Raw genomic sequence first — 24,537 nt, forward strand, 5'->3', positions numbered from 1 at the left:
AAATGAAGAAGGTCTGTTCGGTCGCAGGCATGCCGTTGTTGGCGCTGCTCGCGTCACTTGCCTTCGCCGGGCAAGCATTCGCCTGCTCCTGCTTCAGTACTGGTTATACGAGCGACGAGGCAGAGCTTAAGAAGCTGCGACAACAGGATCTCATTGCGGAAGGCCGCATCACCACCATCACGTCCTTGCATACGCTGGAAGAATGCCGGGCCGCCGAGTCAGACCTTCAGAAATTGTGTGGCCCCGATTCCGACGCCAGCTGCGGCCAACCCCTTCAGGCGAAGCTCTATGAGTGCCAAGGCGACATGATCGCCGAGGTCGAACTGACGACGATCTGGAAGGGAAGTTTCAGGCCCAAGATCAACGCAAGATTCTCGCGCGACACGGGCGGCAATTGCGGCCTCAACCTCGACGCCGGTTCCATACTTCTTATCGAAACGGAAACCGACGCCACGCAAACGGTCCATTTGAGCACCTGCAATACCGTCAGCTCCGAGTGGATCACTAGCAGCCATGCCGCGAAGACGCGCGGTGTCTGGGAGCGCTATCGCGGAGAGTGGCAGACGCTGCTGGATGCTGTGGCCGAAGCGCCGGCGGACAGCAGCCGATTGTGGGCGCTCGCTGAGTTTCTCGAGACCAACAATGATCGCCTCGGCGCCCTCGACAGCTATCGCCGCCTCATCGCCCTCCTCCCTGACGATCCACAAACACATGCTGGCGCGGCCCGGGCATCCTATGCGCTTGAACGCTTTGCCGATGCGGTCGCCTTTGCCAATGCGGCGCATGACCTGTCACCAAGCGATGCGGAGATCGAGATCCTCTATCGCCGTGCCCAATTCCAAGCCGGCGAATCCATTGACCCGTCGCTGGTTGATTTTCGCGGCATGAAACTCGCGATCAGGAATCTCGACGCGGCCAACCTCGCTGGCAAGGATTTCTCGGATGCCGAGCTCGAAAATGTCTCCTTCCGCGGCGCGATGCTCGACCGCGCAAACTTTGCCAATGCCTTAGTGAACACCGTCGACTTCAGCAACGCTTCGCTCCGACAGGCCGATTTCCGGTTCAACTCGGTACCAGTCTGGCGCGAACCCCTGATGGCTTCCCAATTCCAGGGTGCGGACCTGTCCGGCGCACGTTTTGACGGCATAACACTCTCGATCCATTCCACCTGGGATGGCGCCGGCGATGCATCGGCGCTTGCCGCGGCCAATCTTGCGGGTGCCCACCTGTCCTGCGATGGTCTCAGCCAATCCGATCTGATTGCCGTCAGCCCGGCGGAGTTGGAACCGCTTTGGCAAAAACACATGAGCGACATGCGTCTGATCGATAACTTGCGAACTCAGCAGCCGGCCGTGATCGTCGAAGCGGACTGCGCGACGGTCGTCAACGATTACCTGGCCCTGCCGCCAACTTGCCGCCCCTGGCGTCTTGAGGCGTCAACGCATCCCTATTGCGGTCTGCCGCAATGACACCAGCACAAATCGACAAGGCCGCAAAGTTCGTTGCCCACGACCGGCCGTCTCAGTTTTCACATTCGATATAGTCGAACATTTTGCACTTGTTCTTGGTGCAGACTTCGCCGCTGAGCGTTTCGGCCTGCTCCTTCTTGCTGTCGATATCGTATTTGTCGGCCTCGGCCCAGCCTTGCGCCCGGCAGAAGGCGTCGGCCACCGGTCGGCCGCAGTCGTTGCCGCCGACCACGGTGCAGGCGTAGAGCCGCAAGCCGCCGGGTCCGGTCGGATTGTTGAACTTGGACGATCCCTGGCTGGTGGGTGCAGGCTGCGGTGCAACGGGTGCGCCCGGTTCCGGAATTGCTGCGTCGCTGGAGAGCGGCAAAGCTTCACCTGTCTGCGGGACACTGTCCGGATCACCCTGAACCGCGGGCGCGGATGGCCCGTCTTCAGCCGGCATCGTCGCCGACAAGGGTTCAACCCCGCAGGCAATACAGGGTCGTGGGAAAACATAGAGCTTGTTTCCGGCCACCGCATAGACATCACCGCGCGGCCCGATTGCCGGCGGCGAGACGCCGCCACCGCGCCAATCGACTTTAGCAAGGCGCGTCAGCGTGGTGGCGTCATAGGTATAGAAGGCACTCGCCGTCGAGACGAAGAAATGCGAGCGCGAGGCGGCCGGCGCCACCATGGTCTTGCCCTTCCATGAATCGCCATCCGAGACCGTTCGCAGCCGCACAACCTGAAAGCCGTTGGATGCAGCGGCTATGATGGTCTTGCCATCGGCAAGGCGCGTCAGCAAGGTCCCGCCTGTCTCAATGGTCTGGGGGTGTCGAATGTCCCGGCCACGAAAGGAAGCAGCGCCCGAATAGCCGCCGACCACCGTCATGGTGTTGGGCAGGACCAGAGGTGCCGAGGTCAGCCGCAATGACTCATCATGGACCCGGCCAACTTCGGTGAAGCCGCTCTGCGGCGAGAAGGTAAAGGCGGCGATGTCATGACGCTGGTCCGAGACCACGATCCAGGGCATGCCGCCTTCAGTCAGGTAGATCGCCGCGCCCGGCAAGGGCGCAGCAGCGCCCCTCGGCAGTTCATCGTCGGGATTGACTGGAGCGGGCACGCCCTGGCCTTCAAAACCGGGCAGCGGAATGATGCACCAGAGGAGATCATCAGGGCATCCGCCCGTGACGTCTCCGGAACGAAAGTTCGTCACCAGGATATCGCCGAGCACTGCCGGCCCCTCGGTGGAAAAGGCGAGCAGCCTGACGGCCCGCGAAACACCCAGGCGATTGACATAGACCACGGGCACCATGACCGTCTCGACGCCGCCGAAATAGCCCAGGGCGGGCGGCGCCGTCGTGCCGCCGCGCCCGTTGGGAATCGGCAATGCCGTACTCGGGTCCGGAAAGGGCACGTTCCAGAGATAGCCGCCGCCGGGCAGAAATTTGTGCAGGGTCGAATCCGGCCGAACGAACGGTGGGGTTACGCTGTCGTCGGTGACCATGGACACGCCGATGATATAGATCGACCCGTCGGCGCCCACAGCCGGCGACGCCAGGATCTCCTGGCCTGGCGGCAGTTGCCGGCTCCAGGCCTTGCTGCCGTCGGGATGGAAGGCAAACAAAGTGCCTTGCCGATTGCCGATATAGACGGTGCCGTCCTGGCCGATAACCGGCCCAGCCCCAAAAGCGATGGTGCCGAGAGACGCGGTGGATTGCGCGATGCGGGTCGCTGGCGCAGTAATCACATTGGCAAAGCCGCCATTCGACGCATCGGCATGGGCGCGCAGCCAGGCGTCTGGCACCGGGTCCGGCTCAAGGCTCTTGGCGAAGGCGGGCGTGGTCAAAAGGAGAAACGCCATCGCCGCCATGGCGACGACGCTGGAGAAAGGCTGGCGCCGCATGGGCGACCTCCATCTGTGCATCCACGTGCCGGCGTCATTGCGCGGCGCGATCGAAGCGCCGGCCGTCATGTCGACCCGCGTTATCTACTGCACACGATGAGGTAAATATCTCAGCAGCTGCTCTTCGTGCAAAGCGTCTCAGGCAATCCCCATGTCGTGAAGGCTAGCAGAAACAATGATTCCGGCATAGGGAGGGTGGTATCACGAAGTCGTGGGGAGAGTTGGGGCAATCAGGCCTCACGGCGCGGCCGCGGCTTTGCGTCTTCGACCTGCGCAGGAATGAGTTTGTAGGCGATGTCGTATTTGTAAATGTTGCGGACATATTACGCGGTTTCACGGCGAATACGGTCGGCAGCGACAAGTTCAACCTTGTCGAACCAGAGGTTGGGGTCGAGGTCGCGCTTTACCGCCTCGCGCGGCCGGGCTGCGGCCAGGATACCGACACGGTCCTGCGCGAACTGCTCTCCATGAGCGACGACGAGATCGCGACGCTGCGGGCGAAGAAGATCATACAGTTTTCCTAACCCAGGGTTGCTTGAGATGCAATCATGCGTCTATAAATGGACATGAGGTATCTTTCCGTCATTGGGGATCAAAGACAAGACCATGAAGTCCATTCGCGCATCCATCATAGCGACTGTCGTTACCGTCATGGCTCTGGGGACAACCGGTTGCGCCGCTCAGAAATCGACCACGGTGACCCAGGACGGTTCCGCCGCCAGCAGCGGCGCCGTGGAGTCGAAGGACGTTTCGGCGCAATACGACAAGGGCTTTAACGCCTTCTACCATGAGCGGGATTATGCGACCGCGCTGCGGATCTTTTCGGATCTGGCACATAAGGGCGATGCCGCTTCACAGACCTTTCTCGGCTACATCTATGCGGAAGGCCGTGGCGTCGAGAAAGACCCGATCAAGGCGATGGAATGGTATTTAAAGGCCGACGCCCAGGGCGACTACGAAGCACCGACCTTCATCGGCCATCTCTACAAGGATGGTGCCGGCGTCGATCGAGACTACGCCGCTGCGATGAAGTGGTACCGCAAGGGCGACGAACTCGGTGATGACGGCGCACCGACAGCGATTGGTGACCTCTATGCCTTGGGCAACGGCGTCGCACAGGATTATGGCGAGGCCATGAAATGGTATCGCAAAGGCGCCGCGCGGGAGGACGACTTCGCTCTCTACAATATTGCCTGGCTCTACGACAGCGGCTATGGCGTGGAGCGCGACTTCGGCGAGGCTATGAAGTGGTACAAGCTGTCGAGTGATCGTGGTAATCCCGACGCACCCACCGCCATTGGCTACATGTATGAGGTCGGCGATGGCGTCGAGAAAGATGTGTCCGAAGCATTGAAGTGGTACAAGATTGCCGTCGAGAGGGGCGACGACCAGGGCACGTATAATCTTGGCAACTTCTACGCCGATGGCATTGGCGTCAAACAGGACTACGCCGAGGCGATGCGCCTATTCAGGCTTGCCGACCAAAATGGTTCGACTGACGCGCCGACGGCGATTGGCTGGCTGTACGCGAGCGGCTACGGCGTCAGCACGGATTATGCAGAAGCGCTCAAATGGTATCGCAAGGCAATTGATCGCTCCCAGGAGCCCCAGGCACAGAACAATCTCGGCCTGATGTATGAGGATGGCCAGGGCGTCACCCGCGACCTTTCTGAAGCAAGGCGCCTTTACGAGGCGGCGGCAAAGCGGGGAAATACAGACGCCCAATACAATCTCGGTCGTTTGCTGAAGGAAGGCAGAGGGACCACGCAGGATCTGGTTAAGGCATATAAGTGGTTTGCCCTGGTCCTGAAGCAGACGAATAGCCAGAAGGCGCGCGAGAAACTTGATACGCTGACAGCGTTGATGAGCAGCGCCGAGATCGCAGAGGCAAAGCGCCTTGTAGAAAACTGGCAGGCCGAATAGCCCACTGCGCCACGCTCACCTTCCGCAGTTCCAGCCGCTCGCCCAAGAATTTGTAAGCGACGTAGTGTTTGTAGATGTTGCGGACATATTGCCCGCTTGCGCGCCCGCTGAGGTTGGTGGCGACAGCGGAGTTCAAGATCTGCAATGCTGCCAGAGAAATGATGATACGCGAGGAAGAACGAAAAGTTCGGCTTCGAACTCGACCGTGGGCGGACACGTCAAGGCTGTGCCGAGCACTTGTTTCTGTCAAATTCCGAGCAAGATTTAACCATCCGGACAGAATGAAAAGACAGCCGCAATAAGCCCTACCAGAATCGTTGACGGGAGCCCCGGCGGCACTATGATGCCGCGTCAATGAGCGCCGAAATCCGCACGCCCAATCCCTTCTTCCCCCACAGGCATTTGCTGGGCATTGAAGGGCTTTCCGCCGCCGAGATCGAGCGGCTGCTCGACCTTTCCAATCGCTATGCCGACATGACCCGGGACGATGCCACCGCCCGCGCGCTGTTGCGCGGCCGTACGGTGATGAACGTCTTCTTCGAAAATTCGACCCGTACCCAGACCAGTTTCGAACTGGCCGCCAAGCGCCTGGGTGCCGACGTCACCAACATGTCGGTCGGCACCTCGTCGATCAAGAAGGGCGAGACCCTGCTCGACACGGCGATGACCTTGAACGCCATGCGGCCGGATGTAATGGTCGTGCGTCACCCGGACTCAGGCGCCATCAATCTCCTGTCACAAAAGGTCGACGGCGCCGTCATCAATGCCGGCGACGGCCGCCACGAGCACCCGACCCAGGCGCTGTTGGATGCCCTCACAATCCGGCGCCGGTTGGGCAAACTGCAGGGATTGCTGGTCGCTATCTGCGGCGACATCTTGCACAGCCGGGTGGCGCGTTCCAACATCCACCTCCTCACCAAGATGGGCGCCCGGGTCCGCGTCATCGCACCGACCACCTTGCTACCGTCCAATATCGACCGCATGGGGGTGGAGGTCTTTACCGACATGCGCAAGGGCTTGAAGGATGTCGACATTGTCATGATGCTGCGCCTGCAACTCGAGCGCATGCAAGGCGCCTACGTCCCTTCGGTGCGCGAGTATTTCCATTTCTTTGGCCTCGATTACGAAAAATTGTCGGTCGCCAAGCCGAATGCACTCATCATGCATCCTGGCCCCATGAACCGCGGTGTCGAAATCGATTCCGAGGTGGCCGACGACATCAACCGCTCGGTCATCCGCGAGCAGGTGGAAATGGGTGTCGCTGTCCGCATGGCCTGCCTCGACGCGCTCACCCGCGGCATTGTGGGGCAGAACCGATGAGCACCAGCCTCGATAAAAACGACCGCAAGAAATCTGGTCGTCCGCTGCTGCTGGTCAATGCACGCATCGTCGACCCGGCTGCCAAGCGAGACGAGCGCGGCGGCATCCTGGTCGAGAACGGCTTGATCGTTGATGTGGGTGCGCAAGTCACCAGGCAGAACGCTCCGGCCGAAGCAGAGATCGTCGATTGTGGCGGCCATGTACTGATCCCGGGCCTCGTCGACATGCGTGTGCAACTGCGCGAGCCCGGCGAGGAACATCAGGAAACGATCGCCACCGGCAGCCTCGCCGCGGCTGCGGGCGGCGTCACCAGCATGGTCTGCCTCCCAAATACCCATCCGATCATCGACGATGTGTCTGGGGTCGAGTATATCGCGCGGCGCGCACGCGAGACCAAGGGTGCCAAGATCTATTGCTACGGCGCGTTGACCAAAGGCCTCAACGGTCGTGATCTTGTCGAGATGGGCATGCTGTCGGAATTCGGGGCGCTCGGTTTCACCGATGCGCTCCATGCCGTGGCCGACGCCCAGGTCATGCGCCGGGCGCTCTATTACGCGCGCACTTTCGATCTTCTCATCGTACAGCACCCGGAAGAACCGACCTTGGCCGCCGGCGGCGCCATGAACAATGGCGAACTCGCGACACGCATCGGCCTGCCGGGCATTCCCGCTTGCGCCGAAGTGATGATGATCGAGCGCGATCTCCATCTTGTGCGCATGTCTGGCGCGCGCTACCACGTGGCGCATGTCTCGACCGCGGCTGCTGTGGAAGCCATCCGCCGCGCCAAGCAGGAAGGCCTGCGCGTCACCTGCGACACCGCCCCGCCCTATTTCTCGCTGAATGAGAACGAGATCGGCGATTATCGCACCTTTGCAAAGCTCTCCCCGCCGCTCCGGGGCGAGAGCGATCGCCGCGCTGTTGCGGCGGCCGTCGCGGAAGGCATCATCGATTGCATCGCCAGCGACCATGCGCCCCATGATGTCGAGAGCAAGCGCGTGCCCTTCGTGCAGGCGGCTGCGGGCATCGTCGGTCTGGAGACCCTGCTGCCGGTAAGCCTTGAGCTTTATCACAAGGGCTCGCTCACTTTGCTCGATCTCCTCAAATGCCTGACCAGCCGTCCGGCGGAAATCCTGGGGCTGCCGCAGGGCCGCCTCGCCAAGGGTGCGCCGGCCGACATGGTGCTGATCGATCTCGACAAGCCGCGCCGCATCGATGTGGCGAGCTTCAAGAGCAAGTCCAAGAACTCGCCTTATGACGGCCGGCCGGTGCAGGGCGCGGTGCTGCAGACCTTCGTCGATGGCCGCCTGGTCTTCGCCGCCGAAGGACAAGGCTGATGGAACCCGCAAGCGACCTCCCCGCCTGGACCTATGCCGCCGCAGCAATCCTCGGCTATCTGCTGGGCTCAATTCCCTTCGGCCTGGTACTGACCAAGGCCGCGGGCCTCGGCGACATCCGTCAGATCGGCTCCGGCAATATCGGCGCAACCAATGTGCTGCGCACCGGCAACAAGCCACTGGCGCTCGCCACCCTGCTGCTGGATGGCGGCAAGGGCGCCGTCGCCGCGCTGATCGCTGCGCAATTTTCGCCGCTGCTGGCCGTCATAGCCGGTGGTGCCGCGTTGCTCGGCCATCTCTTCCCGGTCTGGCTCGGCTTCAAGGGCGGCAAAGGTGTCGCGACCACGCTCGGCACCCTCATCGCCATCAACTGGATGGTGGGAATCGCGGCCTGCCTCACTTGGCTCGCCGTCGCCTTTGCGATGCGCATCTCCTCGCTCTCGGCCCTGGTCTCCGTGGCCCTGGCGCCACTTTATGCCTATGTCCTGGGGACCGGCCCGCAGGTCGTGTTCGCGGCCTTCGCCGCCGCCCTGGTCTGGATCCGCCACCGCGAGAACATCACGCGCATGCTCAAGGGCACCGAGCCCAGGATCGGCAAGAAGAAGCCGGAGTGACCGATCCCGGATCGGTTGTTGTTCACGGTTGATTCTCCCTTAATCCTCTTTTAGGCTCCCGCCCATGGAGCAAAAACTACGTGCCCTCTCGGATGCCGAACGCCTCGACTGGCTGCGTCTTGCCCGCAGCGAGAATGTCGGACCGGCCACGTTCCGCCGACTCATCCAGCGCTTCGGCACGGCCAAGCAGGCACTCGAGCGCCTGCCGGATCTGGCGCAGCGCGGTGGGCAGCGGGTCTATCGCCCCTTCCCGCTGAAAGCCGCCGAACAGGAATTGGCGCGCCTTGCCGACCTCAAGGCAAGGGCGATCGCGTGGGGCGAGCCGGATTATCCGGCAGCACTCCGCGCGGTAGAGGATTCGCCGCCGATCCTCACAGCACGTGGCCGGTTCGACCTCCTGACCCGGCCGCGCCAGGTGGCGTTGGTGGGCGCCCGCAATGCCTCGGCCAACGGCCGGCGCTTTGCCAATGACATGGCCCGCGAACTGTCCACCGCCGGCATGACCGTGGTCTCCGGCATGGCCCGCGGAATCGACGGGGCGGCGCATCTGGGCGCCCTCACCGGGCCGGGCAGCACCGTCGCCGTGCTGGCTGGCGGGGTCGACGTTCTCTATCCGCCGGAGCATGAAGTTCTGTTCGAGAGGCTGGCCGTCGAAGGGCTGATCGTGGCCGAGATGCCACCCGGCACCGAACCCGGCGCACGCCTCTTCCCACGTCGCAACCGGATCATCTCCGGCCTTTCCTTGGGTACCGTGGTGATCGAGGCGGCGCTGAAATCCGGCTCTCTCATCACGGCGCGTTTTGCTAATGAGCAAGGTCGCGATGTCATGGCTGTCCCGGGCTCGCCGCTCGACCCGCGCTGCCGAGGGACAAACCGCCTGATCCGCGAGGGGGCCCTCCTGGTGGAGGATGCGGCCCAAGTTCTGGAAGCAATAGATGGGATTATGAGCCTAAAAACGCAGCCGCCACAAAACTTCAATTCCAATTCACACGATATTGATTCTGAAATAGAAAATGGAACAGAGGATGTCCGTGCCGAGATCCTGACTTTGCTGGGACCCAGCCCGGTGGAGGTTGACGAACTGCTTCGGCAGTGTCATTGCTCCGCTCCCGTCATGGGAATGGTGCTGCTGGAATTGGACTTAGCGGGCCGCTTGGAACGTCACCCCGGCAACCGGGTTTCGCTGCTCGCCAAGGTCGCTTGACCACCTATATATCCCGGCACCCGGACCCGACGGTTTGTTCGTGTCCTTTTAAATCATCCCGAAAGCGGGTCCATGAAGGTCGTCGTCGTCGAGTCTCCCGCCAAGGCCAAAACCATCAACAAATATCTGGGCGCTGAGTACAAGGTACTGGCAAGTTTCGGCCATGTCCGCGACCTGCCGGCCAAGGACGGTTCGGTCCGCCCGGATGCCGATTTCGCCATGACCTGGGATTCGGAAGGCCGCGGCGCCAAGCAGATCAAGGAGATCGCCGCGGCTGCCGCCGGCGCCGACATGCTGCTCCTCGCCACTGATCCGGATCGCGAGGGTGAGGCCATATCCTGGCATCTCCGCGAGGAACTCAGGGCCAAGAAGAGCCTCGCCAAGCTGCCGATGGCGCGCGTGGCCTTCAACGAAATCACCAAGAAGGCGGTGCTCGACGCCATCGCCAACCCGCGCGAGATCGACCAGGAACTGGTCGATGCGTACCTCGCACGCCGGGCCCTCGACTATCTGGTGGGCTTCACCCTCTCGCCCATCCTGTGGCGCAAGATGCCGGGCAGCCGCTCGGCTGGCCGCGTGCAGTCGGTGGCGCTCCGCATCATCTGCGAACGCGAAGCCGAGATCGAGGCCTTCAAGGCTCGTGAATACTGGACCATCGAGGCGACCCTGGCGGGTCCCGACGGCCAGGCCTTTTCGGCGCGCCTCACCCATCTCAACGGCAAGAAACTCGACAAGTTCGATATCGGCGAAAAGGCCGCGGCGGAAGCTGCGCTGGCCGCTGTCCAGGCCGGCGCCCCCTTCAAGGTCGCACAGGTCGAGCGCAAATCGTCTCGGCGCAACCCATTCCCACCCTTCATCACCTCCACCCTGCAGCAGGAGGCCTCGCGCAAACTGGGCTTCGGCGCCGCACAGACCATGAAGATCGCCCAGCGCCTTTATGAAGGCATCGAGCTTGATGGCGAGACCGTCGGCCTCATCACCTATATGCGTACCGACGGCGTGAACCTCAGCCAGGAAGCCGTTGTCGCCGGCCGCAAGCTCATTGGCGAGCAATACGGCCAGAAATACCTACCGGCATCCCCGCGCATCTACAAGAGTGCCGCGAAGAACGCCCAGGAAGCCCACGAAGCCATTCGTCCGACCGATCTTTTCCGCCGCCCGGAACATGTGCGGAAATATCTCCGCGACGAGGAAGCCAAGCTCTACGACCTCATCTGGAAGCGGACCCTCGCCAGCCAGATGGAAAGTGCCGAGCTGGACAATGTGGCAATCGATATCGCCTCGGCCGACGGCAAACAGGTCCTGCGGGCAACCGGTTCTGTCGTGACCTTCGACGGTTTCCTGACGCTCTATTCGGAAGACCGCGACGAGCCGGTCGAGGATGACGATAGCGAGCGCCGCCTGCCGAACTTGAAGCAGGGCGACGGCGTCAATCCGAAAGAGATCAAGCCGGAACAGCATTTCACCCAGCCACCGCCGCGTTACTCCGAAGCCTCGCTGATCAAGCGGCTCGAGGAACTCGGCATTGGCCGGCCCTCGACCTATACCTCGATCCTGCAGACGCTCGAGGACCGCGCCTATGTGCGGCTCGACAAGAAACGCCTGGTGCCGGAGGATCGTGGCCGCCTGGTGACAGCCTTCCTCACCAATTTCTTCGACCGCTATGTGCAATACGGCTTCACGGCGGATCTTGAAGGCAAGCTCGATGACATCTCCGGCGGCCGCGCCCGTTGGAAGGATGTGCTGGCCGAATTCTGGAACGACTTCTCGCATCTTCACCAAGCCGAAGAGACGACGGGCGGCACCCTGCCCTCGATGCAGGAAGCCGTGGCCTTCCTCGACAAGGGCATCGGCACGCGCACGGTCGTCATCGACGTGCTCAATGACGCTCTGGCGCCGCATTTCTTCCCGGACCTTGGCAACGGCAAGGCGCCACGCGCCTGCCCGGCCTGCGGCAATGGCGAACTCGGCATCAAGCTCGCCAAGAACGGCGCCTTCATCGGTTGCAACAATTACCCTGAGTGCAAATACACCAAGCCGCTTGCGGTGCAGACGGAAGAAGAGATCGCCGCCGGTTCGGCCGGTCCGGTCGAGTTCGGCAAGGATGCGCAGGGCCGCAGCATCACCCTGCGCAAGGGCCCCTATGGCTTCTATGTGCAGCTGGGCGAAGCCGAGGAAGGCTCGAAGCCCAAGCGCGTCTCATTGACCAAGGATATCGACCCCAACGCCGTCAATCTCGAACTGGCCGAAAAGCTCCTCAGCCTGCCGCGCGTGGTCGGCCATCACCCGGAAACGCAAAAGCCGATCATGGCCGGTATCGGCCGCTTTGGCCCCTACCTCAACCATGACGGCAAGTTCAAATCGATCCCCAAGGATGACGACGTCCTCTCGATCGGCATGAACCGCGCGGTCGAGCTGCTCTCCCAGGAGAGCAAAGGCCGCGGCGGCCGCCAGGCGGCCCCCGGCAAGGAAATCGGCAAGCATCCGGAGACGGGTGAGACCGTCACGCTCCACGACGGTAAGTACGGTCCCTATGTGAAAATGGGTGCCATCAATGCGACGCTGCCCAAGGCGATCGAACCCGCCGACGTGACGCTGACCGATGCGCTCAGCCTCATCGCCGCCCGCGCCGAGATGGCCGGGAACGGCAAAGGCAAGAAAAAGTCGGCACCCAAGGCCGCCAAGAAAGCCGTCGCGAAAAAAGCCGTGGCCAAGACCGCCGAGCCGAAGGCTGCAGTGAAGAAGGCAGCCACCAAGACAGCGGCAAAGCCCAAGACGGCGAAGAAGGCTGTCAAGAAAACGACGAAGAAGGCCGCCAAGTAAGCAACCTAACGCTCGCTGTGATTCCCTCGTCCCGCGCTTGCGGGGAGAGGGCTAGGGTGAGGGGCTCAATCCTCCGGCGTGTCGCCCTCTTCCGCGTTGCGCTTGTCATAAGCGGCGCCATCGAACTCCGCTCGGCAGGCTTGCAGCATCTGGCCGATGCTGGGTAGCGCCTTGCGTTCGACCTGGGCTGCCGGGTCCCACAGTTTCGAGCGCGCCAGCGATTGCGAGCAATGTACATAAGCGCGGTCGATGCTGATGATGAGGGCTGAGCGCGGGATCTTGCCGTTGAGGTCGGCGAAGCTTGCCAGCAGCTCCGGCTCGACCGAGACCCTGGCGGTGCCGTTGACGCGCATGGTCTCGCTGACACCCGGCACCAGGAACAGCATGGCGATGCGTGGGTCGCTGACGACATTGCTCAAACTGTCGACGCGGTTGTTGCCGCTGCGATCGGGCAGGATAAGGGTCTTCTTGTCAGCCACACGCACGAAGCCCGGCGGCCCGCCGCGTGGGGACGCATCTAGGCCTTCGGCGCCCGAGGTCGAGATAACGACGAAGGGCGAGGCCTTGATGAAGGTTGCATAGGCGTCGGTGAGGAAGGTCATTTCCTTAACCAGCGAGGCCGGCACCGGCTCGCCATAGAGGTCACGCAGCACTTCCGGCGCACTGATCCTGGCCTGGTCGTTCATCCCTGTCTCCTTCGCAAAATACAGCGCCCGATCCTATGGGACCGGGCGCTGATGTGGAAGGCAGGAATTGGCTATCTGGCTAGCCTGCCGCGATGTTCGCCTTACGCGTCGACGGGCTCGACCGTCTCTTCGCGCGGCGTGGATTTGGATTCGACGATCTCGAAGGTGAGCTTGCCGGTCGCCGTGTTGAAGTCGACGCGGACCGTACCGCCCTTCTCCAGCTTGCCGAACAGAAGTTCCTCCGCGAGCGGCTTCTTGATGTGCTCCTGGATGGTGCGGGCCAGCGGCCTTGCGCCATAGAGCGGGTCGAAACCGATCTCGGCGAGATGCTTACGCGCCGCATCCGACAGCTCGATGTTGACGTGACGGTCGGCGAGCTGGGCTTCCAGCTGCATGATGAACTTATCCACGACCTGGGCCACGATCTCCGCCGGCAGGTTCGAGAACGGAATGACCGCGTCCAACCGGTTGCGGAATTCCGGTGCGAACAGGCGCTCGATTTCAGCGGCGTCCTCGCCTTCGCGCTTGTCGCGCATGAAGCCGATCGCAGCCTTGGCCATCATCGAGGCGCCGGCATTGGTCGTCATGATCAGGATGACGTTGCGGAAGTCGACCGACTTGCCGTTATGGTCGGTGAGCTTGCCGTGATCCATGACCTGCAACAGGATGTTGAAGAGGTCCGGATGCGCCTTTTCGATTTCATCCAAGAGCAGCACCGCATGCGGGTGCTGGTCGATGGCGTCGGTCAGCAACCCGCCCTGATCGAAGCCGACATAGCCCGGAGGCGCGCCGATCAGGCGAGAAACCGTGTGCCGCTCCATGTATTCGCTCATGTCGAAGCGCAGCAGCTTCACGCCCAGCACGCTGGCGAATTGCTTGGCGACTTCGGTCTTGCCGACGCCGGTGGGGCCGGAGAACAGATAGCAGCCGATCGGCTTGTCCGGCTCGCGCAAGCCGGCACGGGCCAGCTTGATCGATGCGCAAAGCGCATCGATCGCCTGGTCCTGGCCGAACACCATGGTCTTGAGATCGCGTTCGAGCGATTTCAGCGCGATCTTGTCGTCCTTGGAGACAGACTTCGCCGGGATGCGGGCGATGATCGCCACGACCGCTTCGACATCCTTCACCGTGATCGTCTTCCTGCGCTTCGATTCCGGGAGCAGCATCTGTGCCGCACCCACTTCATCGATAATGTCGATCGCCTTGTCCGGCAGCTTGCGGTCGCCGATATAGCGCGACGACAGCTCCACCGCGGCACGGATGGCCTCGGCCGTGTAGCGCACATTGTGGTGCTTCTCGTAATAGGGCTTGAGGCCGCGCAGAATCTTTACCGCATCTTCCTGCGACGGTTCATTGACGTCGATCTTCTGGAATCGGCGCACCAGCGCGCGGTCCTTTTCGAAATGCTGGCGGTATTCCTTATATGTGGTCGAGCCGATGCAGCGCAGCGAACCCGATTGCAGCGCCGGCTTCAGCAGGTTGGAAGCATCCATCGACCCACCCGAGGTGGCGCCGGCGCCGATTACCGTGTGGATCTCGTCGATGAAGAGGATGGCCCCTTCCAGATTTTCGAATTCCGAGACCACGGCCTTCAAGCGCTCTTCGAAGTCGCCGCGATAGCGCGTGCCGGCCAGCAGCGACCCCATGTCGAGCGAGTAGATGGTGCAGTTCTTCAGCACGTCCGGCACGTCGCCCTTGACGATGCGGCGCGCGAGGCCTTCGGCGATCGCCGTCTTGCCGACTCCGGGATCGCCCACATAAAGCGGGTTGTTCTTGGTGCGACGGCACAGCACCTGGATGGTGCGCGAAACTTCGCTGTCGCGGCCGATGAGCGGATCGATCTTGCCGTTCTGGGCTTTCTGATTGAGGTTGACGCAATAGGCATCGAGCGCCTCCGTGCCGGTCTTGGCCGCAGGCTCGCCCTCTTCCTTCTCCGCCGCCCCGCGCACGCGCTTGGGCTCGGCGCGGCCCGCTACCTTGGCGATGCCGTGGCTGATATAGTTGACCGCATCGAGCCGCGTCATTTCCTGCTCCTGCAGGAAATAGACCGCATGGCTTTCGCGCTCCGAGAACAAAGCAACCAGGATATTGGCCCCGGTTACTTCCTCGCGGCCGGAGGATTGCACATGGATCGCGGCGCGCTGCACGACGCGCTGGAAGCCGGCCGTAGGTTTCGCCTCGGTCTGCTGCTTGCTGATGATGTTGGCGAGCTGGTTGTCAACATAGTCGACCAGATCGCGCTTCAGCCGCTCGATATCGACATTGCAGGCGCGCATCACGGCGATCGCATCCTGATCGTCGGTCAATGCCAGCAGCAGATGCTCTAGCGTCGCGTAATCGTGCCGGCGCTCGCTCGCGAGAGCCAGGGCGCGGTGCAGGGTCTGTTCAAGATTGGGCGACAGCATGGGCCGAGACATCCTTCCTTGACTGACGATGAGCGGTCATGCGGAACGAACTCCGCCTGCCGCCTACTCTTTTTCCATCGTGCATTGCAGCGGGTGTTGGTGACGACGTGCAAAGTCGATGACTTGTGAGACCTTGGTCTCGGCGATTTCATAGGTGTAGACACCGCACACCCCGACACCGCGGTGGTGTACATGCAGCATGATCTCGGTCGCCGCCTCGCGGCTCTTGTTGAAGAAGCGCTCCAGGACGTGCACGACGAACTCCATCGGCGTGTAATCGTCGTTGAGCAGCAGGACCCGGTACATCGACGGCTTCTTGGTCTTCGGCTTCGCCTTGACGACCGTGCCGACCCCGGGCCGGCCGCCATTGCCGCCCTGGTCGTCGTCGCCCTCCTCGCCGCCGGCGAGCCGTGGGGCAAGCCGGGGATCAAGAAAGCGAAATGCCCGCGTCAGGTCCATCTCATCCGGTCTCGTCAACATAGGGGATCTGGTCATCGCTATCATGGCTCTATCATATTGGATGCTAAGGCCGGGTTAAAAGGGGCGCGGTTAATATAGGGGGGCTGCAGAATTGCCGGGGCAGATTTTCCGCGCCCGCCACAGCGACTCGAATGCCCCCACGATCCCAATGGCCGGCGTCGGCTCCCGGCATCAAATGCCTTGGCGCCCGATGCCGTCGGCATGCACCGTGATGGTGAATGCGCCGCCATAATCGCGGCCCTTGCCGGTCGTCTGGTCGTTCTTGTCGAGATAGGTCACCGGGCGCGGCGGCAGATAGGGGATTCCGGTGCTGTCATGTTTCAGCAGGAAGTCTAGAAACGCCGTCCGGGAAAGACTGAGGGCGCCGGGCTTCACCGCCCAGGCATTGAGGTGGAACTGACCGTCCTCGCAACCTGCCACCAGCCAATAGAAGTCCTGGGAATGCAGCCGCAAGCCGTCCTGGTTGCCGGCCGCGAAGCCCGATTGGTGCAGCAAATCACGGAGTTTTGACCATTCCGCGGCGCTCAATGCCGTCTGCGAGCGCTGGAAATTCCACGGCCCCAGTAGCTCGTCGAAACTGTTGAAACTCACCTCGGTCAGGTCGCCGCTGCGGCCGCGCGCCCGGGCGACAAGCTGTGGCTGCGGGCCGCCCCCCACCTCATAGGTTCGCACATGGTCATAATATTGCCCATTATAGACCAGCCGGTACTGGTCCGGCCCGCCGGCGGCACAGGAATTGCGAATATCTGCGGCATCGAGGTAGCTGAACCAGGTGAATTTGCGCTCCACCGGGTTATCGATCGACGTGCCGCCGCCCAGATTGCCGCTGGACTGATAGGCGCAGCCTGCCAAGGCCAAAACCGCCAGCGAAAGGACGGAGCCACGCAGGAAACGGGCTCCAAGCGTGCATAGAGGTGTGAGGATCATCTGTTAGAAACCTGATTCCGTTGAGTCTTGCGGTAGTTTACCAGAAATTAGCGAAGGGTAGGCTATAGACAGGATTCTACGGTTAACGTAGGATCGGAAACGAAATTGCCTAAATCTTTTCACCGACTTAGGGGGAAAAGCCTGATGTTGTTGCCGCATCTGCCCGCGCGGGGGTCGATTCTGTCCTTAGTGCGCCGAACCGGCGCCACCCTTGCGCTCATGACTCTGGTCGGCGCGGCCGCCCTTGGCATAGCCTCCCAGCCGGCAAGCGCGAAGCCGGTCGCGGCCAGTATCGTGGTAGATGCTGTAACAGGCGAAGTGTTGTCCCGTTCCAACGCGGACACAATTACCCATCCCGCCTCGCTCACCAAGATGATGACCCTCTATATGCTGTTTGATGCCCTCGATCAGGGTACGATCAAACTCAACGACCGGATCAAATTCTCCGCCAATGCCGCCGGCGAGCCGGCCACCAACATGAACGTCAAGGCCGGCGACCAGATCAGCGTCGAAACGGCGATCCTGGCCATGGTCGTGCGGTCGGCCAATGACGTCTCGACCGCGGTCGGCGAACGCCTGGGCGGCACGGAAGCCGCCTTTGCCAAGATGATGACCGCCAAGGCGCGGGCTCTCGGCATGAACAAGACCGTGTTCCGCAATGCCAACGGCCTGCCCAATCCCAGCCAGGTGACGACCGCCCGCGACATGGCGACGCTGGGCATCGCCCTGCTGCGCGATCATCCGAAGTATTACGGCTATTTCAGCCGCAACAGCTTTGTCTATCGCGGCAACACCTATGGTGGCCATAACCGCGTCATGAAGAAGTTTGCCGGCGCCGACGGCATCAAGACCGGTTATATCCGCGCCTCGGGCTTCAACCTCGTTTCCTCGGCAGAACGTAATGGCCGCCGTCTGGTCGGTGTCGTCCTCGGCGGCACCAGTGCGCCCATCCGCGACAAGCAGATGGTGGCGCTGCTGACCACCGGCTTCAAGACGAACAAGGGTACCGGCGACGTCCTGATGGCCAAGGCTCCCGACAGCGCCGGACCCGCCCGATTGGTGCCGGTCGTGGCCGCCAATGATGCGGCACCCGCAGTGGCCGAACCGACAATGGACGACGTCATCGCTACGGCGCTGGTGCCGACGCCTAAGCCGACCACGCGTCCTGACGATTCGATCGGCACGGCGATCGCCACCATGGCCAGTGTTTCTCTGGCCCCGGCGGTCTCCTCGCCCGACAACCAGTCGGTCGCCACGGTCTGGAGCAGCGACAAGAACCAGTTTGGCATCCAGGTCGGTGCCTATTCGAAGTTCAATCCGGCCCAGAAAGCTGCCGAGCGCGCCACCAAGGCCTTGCCGACCTTGTTGTCTGATGCCCGCATCGTGATCGATCAGGGCAACAACAGCATTTACCGCGCCCGTGTCTTCGGCCTCACCAGATCCGATGCCGAGACCGCCTGCAAGAAGCTGAAGGCAAAGCAGACCGATTGTCTGGTGCTGAAGGCTGAATCAAGCGTCGCGCAGACCGCCCAGTAAGCGAGCCAGCGCCGGTTCTCTGTCACGTGGCGGAATAAGTGTCGTTCTGCCGAATTAGAGAATCTATCTGGACTAAATACTGAATCATCTTCTTGGGGCGCCTATGGTCGACGATCCAAAGCGGACGATGTCAGGCCCCAGATTCAACTCTCCAGGTGTTGGTAAGCTCATCAAAGAACTCCGAGAGGAGAACGACTGGAGCCAAGAGCGGCTGGCCTCTGAAGCCGGTCTCTCTAAGCAAGCAATCTCCAAGATTGAGCGCGGAACAGGCGAACCGACAGTGTCGACCTTGTCGGCGCTAAGCATCGCTCTAGGCTACCGACACGACTATCTGATTGAAGAGGGATTTGGAACGGGTGGCGGGCAAAACAGTAAGGCCCTGACATCGGCTACCAGGCTGTTGGCAAAATTAACCCCAACGAACCAACATGTCGCGATTGAGCAGATCAAAGCCCTTATTAAGTGGCAACAGCGCCCAACCAAATAAACACTGCGCCTGTTTGGCTTCCCAGAGGTTGCGCCTGATAGAGCGCGCTGCAGGCGGCTAGTCCATGCGTGTTATCCCGTGCCAAAGTGAATTCTGTACCGACCAGCCGGTGTAGTAATGACCAAACAGGCGTGGCTTATCCCGTTGTCCCAGGTACATACTTGATGTAGTATCCCAGCCATTTTTGATCGCCGCGCTTTTAAGTAGAGAAGCGCCAGGAGGTATCAGATGGCCAAACACCGCTCTCTCGAAGAATTCAAATCACTGTTTCCGGACGAAACGTCGTGCGCCGATTTCCTGGCCAAGCGGCGCTGGCCGGAGGGCTGGTTCTGCCCGGCCTGCGGCTGCATGCGGCCGTCGAAGCTCTCGAGCAGGGCGTTCACCTATGAGTGCCTGGATTGCCGTCACCAGACCTCGATCACTGCCGGCACCGTCATGCACCGAAGCAAGCTCCCGCTGACGACCTGGTTCTGGGCGGCACATCTGATGTCGAGCCACTCCAACGGCATGTCAGCTCTCCAGCTCAAGGCTCAGCTCGGGGTCACCTACAAGACCGCCTGGCTGCTAACCCAGAAGGTCCGGCGCTCTATGGTGGATCCGGACCGGACCAAGCTCAGCGGACTGGTTGAGGTCGACCAGACCGAAATGCCGTTTCGGACCAAGGCCGCCTTCTTCAACGATAGCGATGAGCCGCAGAAGCTGCTGATCATCGGCGCCGTGGAAGTCATTGATAAGGAAACGGGAAATACACCCAGGATCAAGCGCAAGGGGTCCATGTATCACAATACACGGGCTGGTCGGGTGAGGCTGGCAATCATCCCCAACAACTCGGCCGCAGCGATCCAGGGTTTTGTCCGCGCCAACGTCGAACCGAAGGCGACCCTGATCACCGATGGCCACAAATCCTACCTGGGGCTGACCGATTATCGCCATGACCGGCGGGTCGTCACCAACATCGCCGGCCACATTCCGCTACCCTGGATTCACCGGGTCTTTTCGCTGCTCAAGCGCTGGAGCCTTGGGACCTATCACGGCCTCCGGCGGAAGCATGTTTCGACCTATCTCGAGGAGTTCGTCTTCCGCTTCAACCGGCGCGCTCACCGGAAGGTCTCTCTCGACACCTTGTTCAAGATCGTCACGTCCTCAGAGCCGCAGAGCTACTGGGATATCATTGGTCGCGAGAACTCTCGGAAAGGCGAGCCCACAAAGCGTCGATCGCCGCGGCGCCGGAAAACCGCATTGGGCCCGCGACAAGATCGACATACAGCAGTTGATTTGGCCTGAGTAGCAGATTAGGGATTTGGCAGCCCTCAACCTTTCTTCGCACGGCTCACTTTCGCCTTTGGCTTAGTCCGGCCCTTAGACGATTCCGATACGCCTAAAATGCGCTCTGGGGTAAGCAGGTAAACCAGTGATGGGTCTGCGTCGGCTTTAATTTTCAGCGACTCTGTAAAACCAGATTTTGAATATAGAAGATAGGTTCGATTTTTCGCATCTCTGCCGAATGCCGTTCGTTGAGAACGCGCGATTAGTTCGCTTAAATTGGCTTCACCGACGGCGCTGGAGGTCCATTTGCACTCACCAAAGAATGCCCCTCTATCGAGAAGCAGCCCAACAATGTCGATATCGAAATCACCCGACCATATCTGACCAACTATTTGCGCGGGAGAGGAGAGCATCTCTTGCGCGTAAAGACGCGCATGTTCTCGACATATATCCTCAAATGCAGGCCCCATAAACTCCGATAGATACGGCTCAACTTGTAGCTTCCAGACATCTTCTCCAAATCCGAACGTGATGCTTTCCGCATTCGGGCGGACAAATCGATGCCAGAAGGCGGTAAGACGATCGGAGATCACAAACCGATTGTTGCGGGCCTTCGGTGCCGCATCCAATGATCTTGTCGTCTGAACGATCCGCATGGATTGAAGCTTGTCCATGTATGGGCTGATCGAGACACCGGCCTGCGCACCAAAGACGCGATTCTTGATTTCTCCGACTTCTCGGCAACCATCAGCTATGGAATGGACGATGCTGGCGTATACTTTTACCTCTCTCAGTTCGGACTGGAGAATGTTGTTTGGTTCTTCGAACAAGCGGCCGTTACGAGAGAAAAGAAGATCGATGACGTTCTGCTGGAGTGAAGCAGATGGATCGCAAGCTTCGAGATAATATGGAATTCCGCCGAAGATCGCATAGACCATGATCTGCTCGGCTGCTGAATACTTCGGGAAGAAGGTCATCGTCTCTCTGACTGACAACGGATGAATGTCAAAGATCCCCGTCTGCCGTCCATATAGTGGATTGCGCTCAGCGAGCAGAGCTTCCATGCTGAAAATGATCGATCCACAGAGGGCGAGCTTTAGTCTTCCGCGCTTCTGGGCGCCGGAATCCCAAAACTTCTGCATAAGTGACGGTAGCGCCGGCTCTGCGTCCGATAGATACGAGAACTCGTCAATGATGACGAACAGTCCTGGATAGCTCTCCGCCGCCTTAGCGAGATAGTGCAAGATGGCAAGCCAGTCAGTGATGCCGTTCAACAAGGGATCTTCCCCGATGACGGTTGCGATGGCGCGTTTGAACGCCTCCAGGTTGAGTGTTGAGGTTTCCCTCGAAGCCTGGAAATAGATCAACCGACGGCCAGCACCGGCCTCTTGAAGCAGCCTGGATTTGCCAACGCGGCGTCGGCCATAGACTATGAGAAGCGATGGGCCATTGCCGTCGAGTTCCTTTTTCAAACTGGCCAGTTCGCGGTCTCGACCGATAAATGTCATTTCCACACCCTTGAGTAATCACGATTAGCGTAATTGTGATTACGGTAATCGTGATTACCCTAACGGAAATTGCAAGCCGTTTTGACCCCATCGGATTCCGACGGGATACAATCAATGCTAGATCAGAGGGCCAAACCGATCTTAGATTTCGGGCGATTCAACATTTTGTGCATCTGGGACAACGGGATAAGCCACAAACAGGCAGACTCTGGGTCTCCCATGAGCCCTGTGCGAGATTTCATTAGGGATGAGACTCTGCCACACGAATGAGACTGACTAATAAAAGTACGGCGAAATCGTGCGGACAGCTCGGCAATAAGAGAGAACAAATCACGAATCTGATTCTGTCATCCCAATGAGGGTCAGGCTGTCCACTCAGTGACGTGACAATTGGCGCCGCGTGGATGCGTCACCACCACTTCGATCCTGTTCTGTCCATTGACCTGCCACTGAAGCGTCATCCAGTCGCTTTTAGAGTCTCGCTGTTTGATACGCCGTGTGGCGCGGTGGTAGCAAGGGGCTCTGGCGCGGAGCTTTCAGTGCGCGCAGCGTCAGGCCCCTTGCGGCTTTCAGGATGGCGGCGTAGGCCACCGGAGTTCGGTAGTTGAGCGCGGAATGTGGTCGCGCTGTGTTGTAATCTTCAGCCCACCTGGCAATGACCGACCTGGCGTGATCGAGGCCGCGGAACAGGGTCTCGTTCAGCAGCTCGTCGCGCATCCGGCCGTTGAAGCTCTCGACAAAGCCGTTCTGCATCGGCTTTCCTGGTGTGATGTAGTGCCATTCGACAGCGTGATCCTTGGCCCAGGCGAAGATGGCATTCGAGGTCAGCTCGGTGCCATTGTCCGATACGATCATGCCGGGCTTGCCACGTCGGGTGATGAGCGCTGTCAGTTCCCGCGCCACGCGCTGTCCCGAGATCGACGTGTCGGGGATGGCAGCCAGGCACTCCCGGGTCACATCATCAACCACGTTGAGGATGCGGAAGCGGCGGCCGTTCGCCATCTGGTCATGAACGAAATCCAGCGACCAGCGGGCGTTGACTCTGGCCTCGACCAGGATCGGCGCCCGAATGCCGACAGCGCGCCGCCGGGCACGGCGCTTGCGCACGGTCAGACCCTCCTCGCGATAGAGGCGGTAGATCCGGTTGATGCCGGATGCTTCGCCCTCCTGGCGCAGCAGGATGAACAGGCGCCGATAGCCGAAGCGGCGGCGCTCATTGGCCAAATCCCGCAACCTGGCCCGAAGGGCTGGTTCTGGCGGTCGCCTGGAGCAATAGCGGATCATCTTGCGATCGGCGGCTATGACGGAACAGGCCCGGCGCTCGCTTATCTGAAACCGACCCTTCAGAAAAGCGACAGCCTCACGCTTGGCGGCGGGCCTTACCATTTTTTGCCAGAAGCTCCCGCAGCGCCGACGCGTCCAGCATGCTATCGGCCAGCAGTCGCTTCAGCTTGCCGTTCTCGTCCTCCAGGGCCCGCAGCCGCTTGGCCTCAGAAACATCCAGCCCGCCAAACTTGGCCTTCCAGTTGTAGAGCGTCGCCTCCGATACCCCCGTGCTTGCGGGCCAGATCCGCCGTCTTCGCCCCGGCCTCATGTTCCCGCAGCACCGCGATAATCTGCTCTTCCGTAAACCGCCTCTTCTTCATCGTCTGTCTCCATTGCTGGGCCAGACTCTAATCCGTTTTGGAGGAATTCTTCAGTGGCAGGTCAACCTGCCTCCCGGATTCTAGGCCCCGGATGAAGCCGGAGTTTACCAGCCGAGCTGGTCCAATGTTGGGGGCAGGCTCAAAGGTCACTCTAACCTTGGACCACTTTGAACAGGGTAGGTCACACTACAACAAGATCAGACTGTATAGATCGCTTAGCTACCGCTCGCCGGCACCGGAAAAAGTCAAGCCAACCTTGGGATGCGGCTCGGCGCCGCCCCGCCTCCAGACCAGACTGGCATTATAAGCCGTTGCGAACGCGCATGACAATTGAGCAACTCATTGCGGGCATTTCTGCACAATAGTCAGAACTCTTTAAGACCATTAGCGGTCGATCTATGAACGCCGCTTCGCTTCAAATACGTCACCTCAACATAGATCAACACCTTGTCAACAACTTCGCCGTCCGAGGACAATGGCAACATTAGTGTTTCGCCGTCTTCGCAGAGCTCTGTACTCGACATACTTGATTCCAGATCGTAGACAACCTTCTTCTCGTCTATGATCAATCGGTAGTTCTCCAAAACATCCTCAAGCGTCGTCCCATGGTATCCCTGCTCAACCGTTAACCCAGTGACGTCGCGACCACGGAGTTCAACTGATCGTGTCCCAACCAGGCGATAGACAAGTCGTTGAGGGTGCCTCTGAACATCAACAATGGTGACACTCGGCAACCATCTCTTCATTTCTACCGGATCAATGTCAACACGAGATGGCATCAATCTTCCGTTACGTTTTGAGTCCCAATAAGCATAGAATGCCGCCACCGTGTCCGAGCATTCATCAAGGAATGCGGTCGTAGTGATGCGAGCGTAAGGCACACATACTTCCTTAGCTACATCGTCACTTCTGTTCGGAAAGAACGGCGTCTGTCCCTCGCGGGAATTACTATGCATGTATTGCACTCCCAACAACATCTGCCAAAGATCATCCAGCAACAGCCCAACAACTCCACTGCTGCATG

17 protein-coding genes and 2 pseudogenes are annotated in these 24,537 nt (G+C 60.5%); 11 read left to right on the forward strand and 8 right to left on the reverse strand.

Features of this window, described 5'->3' with window-relative positions; genetic code table 11:
* The first annotated feature begins 2 nt into the window (after window positions 1-2).
* Window positions 3-1,469 (forward strand): pentapeptide repeat-containing protein, encoded by a 1,467-nt coding sequence (locus IPK59_05985; protein MBK8158335.1) that lies wholly within the window; start codon window positions 3-5, stop codon window positions 1,467-1,469.
* Window positions 1,470-1,521: 52 nt separating this feature from the next.
* On the opposite strand, the gene IPK59_05990 is transcribed toward IPK59_05985, so the two are convergent.
* The gene (locus IPK59_05990) at window positions 1,522-3,354 is read right to left on the reverse strand and encodes a hypothetical protein (protein ID MBK8158336.1); all 1,833 of its coding nucleotides are present in this window, start codon (window positions 3,352-3,354) and stop codon (window positions 1,522-1,524) included.
* Between the two features lie 221 nt (window positions 3,355-3,575).
* On the opposite strand from IPK59_05990, the gene IPK59_05995 reads away from it, so the two are divergent.
* The 7 genes from IPK59_05995 to topA all read left to right on the forward strand — a co-directional run bounded on the left by IPK59_05995 (window position 3,576) and on the right by topA (window position 12,572).
* A complete protein-coding gene (locus IPK59_05995) occupies window positions 3,576-3,878 on the forward strand; it encodes a hypothetical protein (protein MBK8158337.1) in 303 nt (100 codons plus the stop codon).
* An 82-nt stretch (window positions 3,879-3,960) separates the two neighbouring features.
* Window positions 3,961-5,277, forward strand: a complete 1,317-nt coding sequence (locus IPK59_06000; GenBank protein MBK8158338.1) for an SEL1-like repeat protein — start codon at window positions 3,961-3,963, stop codon at window positions 5,275-5,277.
* A gap of 354 nt (window positions 5,278-5,631) precedes the next feature.
* The gene (locus tag IPK59_06005; protein MBK8158339.1) at window positions 5,632-6,597 is read left to right on the forward strand and encodes an aspartate carbamoyltransferase catalytic subunit; all 966 of its coding nucleotides are present in this window, start codon (window positions 5,632-5,634) and stop codon (window positions 6,595-6,597) included.
* Window positions 6,594-7,931, forward strand: coding sequence for a dihydroorotase (pyrC, locus tag IPK59_06010; protein MBK8158340.1), 1,338 nt, complete (start codon window positions 6,594-6,596; stop codon window positions 7,929-7,931). The genes IPK59_06005 and pyrC overlap by 4 nt, the downstream gene beginning before the upstream one ends.
* Window positions 7,931-8,545: a glycerol-3-phosphate 1-O-acyltransferase PlsY gene (gene plsY / locus IPK59_06015; GenBank protein ID MBK8158341.1), complete on the forward strand. Its 615-nt coding sequence runs from the start codon at window positions 7,931-7,933 to the stop codon at window positions 8,543-8,545. Before pyrC ends, plsY begins: the two co-directional genes overlap by 1 nt.
* A 64-nt stretch (window positions 8,546-8,609) precedes the next feature.
* The gene (gene dprA, locus IPK59_06020) at window positions 8,610-9,749 is read left to right on the forward strand and encodes a DNA-protecting protein DprA (protein ID MBK8158342.1); all 1,140 of its coding nucleotides are present in this window, start codon (window positions 8,610-8,612) and stop codon (window positions 9,747-9,749) included.
* 72 nt (window positions 9,750-9,821) lie between these two features.
* Window positions 9,822-12,572 carry a type I DNA topoisomerase gene (gene topA, locus IPK59_06025; GenBank protein ID MBK8158343.1) on the forward strand — a complete coding sequence of 917 codons (2,751 nt, stop codon included), beginning with the start codon at window positions 9,822-9,824 and terminating at the stop codon, window positions 12,570-12,572.
* A 65-nt stretch (window positions 12,573-12,637) separates the two neighbouring features.
* Here the strand turns inward: topA and IPK59_06030 are convergent, their stop codons facing one another.
* The 4 genes from IPK59_06030 to IPK59_06045 form a co-directional block, all read right to left on the reverse strand.
* Entirely contained in the window at window positions 12,638-13,258 is a 621-nt protein-coding gene (locus IPK59_06030) for a pyridoxamine 5'-phosphate oxidase family protein (GenBank protein ID MBK8158344.1), read from the reverse strand.
* A 101-nt stretch (window positions 13,259-13,359) separates the two neighbouring features.
* Window positions 13,360-15,663, reverse strand: coding sequence for an ATP-dependent Clp protease ATP-binding subunit ClpA (clpA, locus tag IPK59_06035; GenBank protein MBK8158345.1), 2,304 nt, complete (start codon window positions 15,661-15,663; stop codon window positions 13,360-13,362).
* A gap of 63 nt (window positions 15,664-15,726) precedes the next feature.
* Window positions 15,727-16,122, reverse strand: a complete 396-nt coding sequence (gene clpS / locus IPK59_06040; protein MBK8158346.1) for an ATP-dependent Clp protease adapter ClpS — start codon at window positions 16,120-16,122, stop codon at window positions 15,727-15,729.
* A gap of 192 nt (window positions 16,123-16,314) precedes the next feature.
* A complete protein-coding gene (locus IPK59_06045) occupies window positions 16,315-17,070 on the reverse strand; it encodes a hypothetical protein (GenBank protein MBK8158347.1) in 756 nt (251 codons plus the stop codon).
* A gap of 144 nt (window positions 17,071-17,214) precedes the next feature.
* On the opposite strand from IPK59_06045, the gene IPK59_06050 reads away from it, so the two are divergent.
* From IPK59_06050 to IPK59_06060, 3 genes and pseudogenes are all read left to right on the forward strand, one after another.
* Window positions 17,215-18,606 carry a D-alanyl-D-alanine carboxypeptidase gene (locus tag IPK59_06050; GenBank protein MBK8158348.1) on the forward strand — a complete coding sequence of 464 codons (1,392 nt, stop codon included), beginning with the start codon at window positions 17,215-17,217 and terminating at the stop codon, window positions 18,604-18,606.
* A gap of 103 nt (window positions 18,607-18,709) precedes the next feature.
* Window positions 18,710-19,093 carry a helix-turn-helix transcriptional regulator gene (locus tag IPK59_06055; protein ID MBK8158349.1) on the forward strand — a complete coding sequence of 128 codons (384 nt, stop codon included), beginning with the start codon at window positions 18,710-18,712 and terminating at the stop codon, window positions 19,091-19,093.
* Window positions 19,094-19,321: 228 nt separating this feature from the next.
* Window positions 19,322-20,254, forward strand: a pseudogene (locus tag IPK59_06060) (IS1595 family transposase).
* A gap of 149 nt (window positions 20,255-20,403) precedes the next feature.
* Here IPK59_06060 and IPK59_06065 read toward each other — a convergent pair.
* From IPK59_06065 to IPK59_06075, 3 genes and pseudogenes are all read right to left on the reverse strand, one after another.
* The gene (locus IPK59_06065; protein MBK8158350.1) at window positions 20,404-21,867 is read right to left on the reverse strand and encodes an ATP-binding protein; all 1,464 of its coding nucleotides are present in this window, start codon (window positions 21,865-21,867) and stop codon (window positions 20,404-20,406) included.
* A gap of 457 nt (window positions 21,868-22,324) precedes the next feature.
* Window positions 22,325-23,513, reverse strand: a pseudogene (locus IPK59_06070) (IS3 family transposase).
* A gap of 365 nt (window positions 23,514-23,878) precedes the next feature.
* A complete protein-coding gene (locus IPK59_06075; GenBank protein MBK8158351.1) occupies window positions 23,879-24,511 on the reverse strand; it encodes a PAS domain-containing protein in 633 nt (210 codons plus the stop codon).
* Window positions 24,512-24,537 lie beyond the last annotated feature (26 nt).

It is taken from the genome of Rhodospirillaceae bacterium, assembly GCA_016712715.1.
Lineage (GTDB): Bacteria > Pseudomonadota > Alphaproteobacteria > Dongiales > Dongiaceae > Dongia.

Coding starts and splice junctions, on each gene's coding strand:
- IPK59_05985 (MBK8158335.1), top strand. CDS start 3: ATGAAGAAGGTCTGTTCGGTCGCAGGCATGCCGTTGTTGGCGCTGCTC.
- clpA (MBK8158345.1), bottom strand. CDS start 15,663: ATGCTGTCGCCCAATCTTGAACAGACCCTGCACCGCGCCCTGGCTCTC.
- pyrC (MBK8158340.1), top strand. CDS start 6,594: ATGAGCACCAGCCTCGATAAAAACGACCGCAAGAAATCTGGTCGTCCG.
- dprA (MBK8158342.1), top strand. CDS start 8,610: ATGGAGCAAAAACTACGTGCCCTCTCGGATGCCGAACGCCTCGACTGG.
- IPK59_06050 (MBK8158348.1), top strand. CDS start 17,215: ATGTTGTTGCCGCATCTGCCCGCGCGGGGGTCGATTCTGTCCTTAGTG.
- IPK59_06055 (MBK8158349.1), top strand. CDS start 18,710: ATGGTCGACGATCCAAAGCGGACGATGTCAGGCCCCAGATTCAACTCT.
- IPK59_06045 (MBK8158347.1), bottom strand. CDS start 17,070: ATGATCCTCACACCTCTATGCACGCTTGGAGCCCGTTTCCTGCGTGGC.
- IPK59_06005 (MBK8158339.1), top strand. CDS start 5,632: ATGAGCGCCGAAATCCGCACGCCCAATCCCTTCTTCCCCCACAGGCAT.
- IPK59_06030 (MBK8158344.1), bottom strand. CDS start 13,258: ATGAACGACCAGGCCAGGATCAGTGCGCCGGAAGTGCTGCGTGACCTC.
- clpS (MBK8158346.1), bottom strand. CDS start 16,122: ATGGACCTGACGCGGGCATTTCGCTTTCTTGATCCCCGGCTTGCCCCA.
- plsY (MBK8158341.1), top strand. CDS start 7,931: ATGGAACCCGCAAGCGACCTCCCCGCCTGGACCTATGCCGCCGCAGCA.
- IPK59_05990 (MBK8158336.1), bottom strand. CDS start 3,354: ATGCGGCGCCAGCCTTTCTCCAGCGTCGTCGCCATGGCGGCGATGGCG.
- IPK59_06065 (MBK8158350.1), bottom strand. CDS start 21,867: ATGACATTTATCGGTCGAGACCGCGAACTGGCCAGTTTGAAAAAGGAA.
- topA (MBK8158343.1), top strand. CDS start 9,822: ATGAAGGTCGTCGTCGTCGAGTCTCCCGCCAAGGCCAAAACCATCAAC.
- IPK59_06000 (MBK8158338.1), top strand. CDS start 3,961: ATGAAGTCCATTCGCGCATCCATCATAGCGACTGTCGTTACCGTCATG.